The organism is Gordonia aquimaris (genome assembly GCF_026262595.1).
Taxonomy (GTDB): domain Bacteria; phylum Actinomycetota; class Actinomycetes; order Mycobacteriales; family Mycobacteriaceae; genus Gordonia; species Gordonia tangerina.
Window position 1 is genome coordinate 41,559 of sequence record NZ_JAPKFM010000034.1, and the last position, 6,000, is coordinate 47,558.

Annotated in this window: 5 protein-coding genes; 1 reads left to right on the plus strand and 4 read right to left on the minus strand. The window is 67.1% G+C overall.

Annotation, left to right across the window (positions count from 1 at the left end):
* Window positions 1-163: 163 nt before the first annotated feature.
* Window positions 164-823 (plus strand): NADPH-dependent F420 reductase, encoded by a 660-nt coding sequence (locus tag OSB52_RS22605; RefSeq protein ID WP_266063615.1) that lies wholly within the window; start codon window positions 164-166, stop codon window positions 821-823.
* Between the two features lie 51 nt (window positions 824-874).
* Here OSB52_RS22605 and OSB52_RS22610 read toward each other — a convergent pair whose 3' ends face one another.
* The 4 genes from OSB52_RS22610 to OSB52_RS22625 all read right to left on the minus strand — a co-directional run.
* Window positions 875-1,339, minus strand: a complete 465-nt coding sequence (locus OSB52_RS22610; protein WP_266063616.1) for an SRPBCC family protein — start codon at window positions 1,337-1,339, stop codon at window positions 875-877.
* Window positions 1,340-1,465: 126 nt separating this feature from the next.
* On the minus strand, window positions 1,466-4,090 hold the full coding sequence (locus OSB52_RS22615; protein WP_372512467.1) for a helix-turn-helix transcriptional regulator: 2,625 nt from the start codon (window positions 4,088-4,090) through the stop codon (window positions 1,466-1,468).
* A 53-nt stretch (window positions 4,091-4,143) separates the two neighbouring features.
* The gene (locus OSB52_RS22620) at window positions 4,144-4,974 is read right to left on the minus strand and encodes a hypothetical protein (RefSeq protein WP_266063617.1); all 831 of its coding nucleotides are present in this window, start codon (window positions 4,972-4,974) and stop codon (window positions 4,144-4,146) included.
* A gap of 7 nt (window positions 4,975-4,981) precedes the next feature.
* Window positions 4,982-6,000, minus strand: a 1,019-nt coding sequence (locus OSB52_RS22625) for a M66 family metalloprotease (RefSeq protein WP_266063618.1), incomplete at its 5' end; no start/stop codon positions are given.

Here is a 6,000-nt window from a genome sequence, read left to right on the forward strand (position 1 = left end):
CGGCCTCAGGCCGCGAATCGAGCAGTACCTCGACGACCCGGAGAGTGAGGTTCGCAAACAGGCGAAGGCAACGATGAAGAAGCTGCCACAGTCGGGAATGAATCCACCGCATCCGCTCGTTGCGCCGAATGGTCAACCCATCGTCGAACAATGAGGTGTAGCCGTGCAGATCGGGATCATCGGTGCAGGATTCATCGGCGGGACGCTGACGCGTCGTCTCACAGCCCTGGGCCACCAGGTGCGGGTCGCGAACTCGCGGCATCCGGACACGCTGGCCGAGCTGGCCGCCGAAACCGGCGCCACCGCGGTGTGGGCCGGCGACGCGGCGCTGGGCGCGGACTTGGTGATTGTCAGCATCCCGCAGAAGAACACCCCCGACCTCGCGCCGGGAATTCTCGACGCCCGTAAGGAAAGTGCGCCGGTCATCGAGACCAACAACTATTACCCGCAGCAACGCGACGGCAAGATCGAGGCGATCGAGAACGGCACACCCGAAAGCGTCTGGGTGTCCGAACTGCTCGGCGTACCGGTGTACAAGGTCTTCAACGGCATCTACTGGAAGCACCTGCTCAACAAGGGTGCGCCTGCGGGAACAGCAGGGCGGATCGCACTACCGATCGCCGGCGACGACCCGGCCGGCAAGGACATCGTGTCCCGGATCGTCGACGAACTCGGCTTCGACCCCGTCGACGCCGGACCACTCGCCGAGTCCTGGCGCCAGCAGCCGGGAACACCGGTGTACGGCAAGGATTTTGACGTCGAGAAAACGCTGAAGGCGCTGGCCGAGGCATCGCCGGAGCGTTCCGTGGAGTGGCGGGCCTGACAGCGCAACGGGCCCGACTCGATGAGTCGGGCCCGCCGCGATCGGTGATGCCTAGCCGGTAGCGGCTGCGGCCAAATTGCCGAGGGTGTCCTCGAGCTGATCCTCGGTGACCAGCGGAAACTTCACTTTCTCGAGGAGGTCTTTGTCGGTGACTTTTGACCAGTCGTAGGTGTGGCGCACCAGAGTGGTACTCGGCCCCTGCGATTCCAGCTCCCAGAGCCATTCCCACCCGGGCGGCTCGGTGCCCGCCGGTGCGGTCTGCCAGGCGAGTAGCTTGTCTTTGGCGTATCCGGTGACGTGGTTGTCGGTCTGATAGTCGCCGCCCATGTGAGGGCCGTTCATGTTCATGGTGAACACCTCTCCCACCTGCTGGATGCGATCGGCGTGGTCGACGCTGCGCACAAACCCAGATCCGTCCAGGTCAGGGTGACGTTCGGGATTACTCAGCACGTCGAACACGGCGTCGACGGGGAGATCGATGACTCGTTCGACAGTGACGCTCGTTTGTTCACTCATACCTCCACCGTGCCTAAAGAATCGCAGTTCGGCAACGACACGTGACCGGAGCTCTGCGCTGGCCACTCGACGTATCGGCCCACGCGGCGCCAGCGAATGGCACTAACACGTGCTCAGCACTCTGTGTCACTGCAATCCGGGGCGGCGTTGGAGCGGGAGCAGCGCAGCGAGTTCGCCGCGCGTTGTGGTCCCGGTCTTCGACATCGCCCGATACACGTGGCTTTCGACGGTGCGCACCGACAGGAACAGCCGCTCGGCGACCTCCCTGTTGGAGAACCCCGCACCGATCAGCATCACGATTTCGCGCTCACGGTCGGTCAGCGGCAGATCCTCCGACGCCTGACGCGCCGCCGGCGTGCACGCACCTCCGCACTGCTCGGCCAGGCCGTCTGCGCGGGTCGATGCGGCCAGCGCCGATCCCCTCTTGCCGTCTCGACGAAACACGAGTGCGGCGTGCGCAGCCGCATCAAGGGCGGCGACGAGGTCACCCATCTCCCCGAATTGCGCTGACACCGACAGCAGGTCCGTGCCTTTGGCGTCGCGCAGGGCCGCGGCGAACCGGGCCGCCACCCCCACCCGCGGACCCTCCACCACCGATTCCAGCGCACGCAATCTCGATGCGCTTGCCGTATCCCCAAATTGAGCGGCGGTCTGCCGGCACAGCACTTCGTCGGCGAACCGTCCTGCCGCTCTGGCACGGTCGGCCGCCGACCGCACGATGGTGATCGCCTCGCTGACCGCGCCCTGACCGGCCGCCACCCACGCGCGTGCGATGGCCTGCTCGTGGTCCAGCGAGCGAAAAGCTCTGCGCACCTTCTGATGCGCGGCGAGCGCGGCCGCCGCCTCGGGCGTCTGTCCGCGGAGGGCGAGTGCGGTGATGTGCGCAATCCGATACCGGTATCCCCACCCCTGCGCATGCGCCACCGACAGACCGTCAGCCGCGGTCTGCAGCAACGAGCACGCCAGGTCGAGGCGGCCGGCGCCCAGTGCCGCCCGACCCGCCACCGCGGTACCGAGGAGTTGTGCCGCGCCGGGCAGATCGGCGGCCTGGTCGCGCACCCGCTCGGCGACGTCGAGCGCACGCCGGATCTCCCCGGCCAACAGCAGCGCGCTGACCTCCGCGTCGGCGATGTTGAACTTCATCTGCGGGGCGTCGAGAGCCCGGGTCGCGGCGGCACGGCCGGCGTCGGCCACCGACACCGCCTCGGCGGTGCGGCCGGCGTCGGCGGCGATCTGCGTCAGCACCCACGACACTTCCGTCCCGGCAACCGGAAGATCCTCCGGTACCAGGTTCTTCGCAGCGGCCACCGCTTCCTGCGGCCGATCGGTCGCGAACCAGTACACCGTGCGGAAGGCGTCGATGTAGTCGCGTGCGTCGGTGGCGACGGTGCCCGCCGCATCGTCGATGAGTTCTTTCGCCCGCTGCGGGGCCGACAGCGCCCACAACATGTTGCTCGACCGCAGGAACGCACACCGGGCGCGGTCCCGATCACAGAGGTCGACGGTGCTCATCGCGGCCAACACGTCCTCGGCGTCCTGCCCGCGGCCCAACCACGACAACGCATGTCCGCGCACCAGATTCGATTCCGCTCCCATGCCGGGGCGGTCGGCGGCCTGCGCGAGCCGATCCGCCAGCGACAGATCGGCGAGCCACACCGCGCCATAGGCGGCCCGCAGCAGCAGATCGGCGTCGGCCGGTAGATCCGAATCGAGACCCAACGCGGCCCGTCGCACCACCACGCGCAGGTCATCACGGTCGCCCGACGCGGCGAGTTCTGAGGCCACGAGTCCCCGCAGCCGCCGCAGCCGCGTGCGGGCCGCGCGGTCGCGGCGCACCTGCCCGTAGAGCGGATGCGCCACACGCACCCCGATTCCGGTGCCCGCCGGCTCGAGCATGATCAGACCGCGCGTCTCGGCCTCCTCGACGGCGGCGGCGTCGGTGATGCGGGTCAAGGCGCCCAGCTCGATCGGTTCGCCGACGGCGACCACGTCGACCACATCGCCGACCGGCTCAGGCAGTGTCCCGATCCGCGATTCGATCAGGCCCACCAGGCTCGGCGGCACACTCGGCTCGCCGGTCCACCGCCAGAACCCGTCACGCCGCACCATCGCCCCGGTGGCGACCTCATGCTCGACGATGTTGCGCAGGTACAGCACGTTGCCGCCGGTCAGCTGCAACAACCGTCGGGTGACGTCGGCATCCACCGGCCCGGTCAGGGCGGCCGACAGCAGCTCGCGGGTGTCGTCGCAGGTGAGGGTCGCGAGGTCGAGCCGGTCACAGTGCCCGGCCGTCCATGCCTCCTGAATCGCGGCAGGAATCGGCGTGTCGTCGCGGGCGGTGAGCACCACCCTCACCCTTCCGCGCGCAACGATCTGGTGCACCACGAACGCCGACAGGTCATCGAGCAGGTGGACGTCGTCGACACCGATCACCACGGGCCCGGTCCCCGACGCCCTCGCAGTCAGCGCCTCGATCACCCCTCGGATCAGCGCGACGGTCTCGACGGTGCCCGACGGCACCCACGTACTGAACGCACCGAGCGGAATGTCGCGGGCCGCCGAGGTCCCCGCCACCCAGCGCGTCTCGCCGCCGTTCGCGGACACCGCCGACAACGCCTCCCGGGCGATCCGGCTCTTGCCCACCCCCTCCGGTCCGCACAGGAGGATGCCACCATCGGCCGGAGCCGACAGCGCGGCTTCGACGATTCGCATCTCCTTCGTGCGGCCGACCAGCGGCCACGACAAGCGCACAGGATAAGGGTAAGGGAGTCACGGCGCTTCCCGATCGCTTCGGGCGAGATCGCTCACGCCGGACCGTCGGCCACCTGAATGATCACCGAATCGCGCACCCTGTCATCGTGGGCGGCTAGCGTCACCTCGTGCCGACCCGGGCTGGGCACCTCCACTCGTATCTGCCGTCCTCGCCCGACTGGCTCACCGTCAATCTGCCACTGCAGTTCGGCACCGTCGAGTGGAACGCCCGCATTGTCGGTGATGGTGCCGTTCAGCAGGATTCGACCGTTCGGATAGTAGATGTCTGCACGCGGATCGATGATCACGACGGTCGGTGGCAGCTCCGGCACGTCCACCGAGACCGGTTCGGACACGGTCGAATAGAAGCCGTCGTGCGCCAGTAACCGGACACGGATGGGTCCGGCGGCCAACCCGGTCAGCGGCACAGTGGCATGGTCATCCCTGAGTCCGATCGACAGGCCTTGCCACGTGTCGTCGTCGCCGCAAGCCCACTGTGCCCACACCTTGACATCATCGGATCTGGCCTCCAGGGTCCAGTCCAACGCCAGGTGCGACTCGTCGGTGTGAGCGCGCAGCCCGGAAACGCGAGGCGGCGCATCGGTGGCCTGACGTTCCCACAGCACCTCGTCGCCATCGACGAGTCGGATGGCCGTGCCGTCCGTGACATCGGGCAGGAACACCGTGAACCAATACGGCGGCTCCGCCGAATCGCTGTCGTCGCCACACCCGCAGTCCGCGAATGCGACTCGTCGCATCACCGGCGCGGACGACGCGATTCCGTCACCGTCGACCAAATGCATACGCAATCCGGTGTCGCGTCCACGAGCGGCGCCTTCCACCTCCAGTCGGGTCACCGACACCACCGAAACCGCTCCGTCCACGGTCCTTTCACCGAGCACAGCGACGACCCGGGTCAGCTGCCGACGAAACTCGGGTTGCTCCCACGGAGGTACCGGCCACAAGCCCCACTTCTCGTCCCAGGCCCGGGGGATCGGTCCGATGTCGAGTTGGAACGCCGGTATCCGGGGGGGGAGTCAGCCGAGAATGCTCGATGAGTTTCGCGTGGTGGTACAACGATATCCACGACGGGCCGCAGTAGGACATGTAGTCGCGCGTAGTCTGTGGATCTTTGACCTGTCCGTACCGGATGTCGAGACCGAACTCGCCGATCGATGCCGACGACATGCCGTAGGTCGGATAGGCCTTATCCGGGTCCTTCGGGTCGCCGCAGGGAGCGTGCGCGAGATCGCAGGCGTGACCGGCCTCGTGAATGAAAGTCCGTTCCTCCAAGACTCTTCCGCTGCCCAGTCCGGGGACTCCCTTACCCAGTACTCCCTTGTGGTCTGCGGTGCCGCCCGCCGGTGTCAGCTGAGGCAGAAATCCGTAGTAGATGACATCGGAGCGGTTGCCGTCCAACAACCGTATTTCGTCCAGCGCGGTAAGCAGGAGATTCCAGTTCTTCTCGGTGTCGGCCGGCCCGTCGAGCGGCAGATTCCACGAGAGTGTGGCGGCCCTGACGAACGACCCGGTAGCCCGCACAGGCATGGCGGCCAACGCCATCGAGGCAGTACTTTCCACGTCTGCCATGGTCGGTGCCGGCAGGGTGAGGTTGGCCGGTTGCGGCGCGCCGGCGGGAACGACAGCGGTCGACGGACCGTCGTAGTCGATCAGAATCGCGCGCACACGCAGCGTCTGCACGAGATCTGCCCGGACGATCAAAGAACGCTGGGGATTGCCGTGCCCATTGATCTGAACGGTCAGCTTCATCACGCCATAGAACTGGTCGGCCGGGATCATGAAATTGACTGTGGCCATACCGTTGGCCCGCTCGGTGCGGTAGTCGGCCTCTTTGTGTGCGGTCACCATGAACGGCCAGTCATAGTAGTTGTCACCGATGAACTCGAATA

Bases quoted from the DNA above. Each gene is read 5' to 3' on its own strand.
- OSB52_RS22610 (WP_266063616.1), bottom strand. From the start codon at position 1,339: ATGAGTGAACAAACGAGCGTCACTGTCGAACGAGTCATCGATCTCCCC.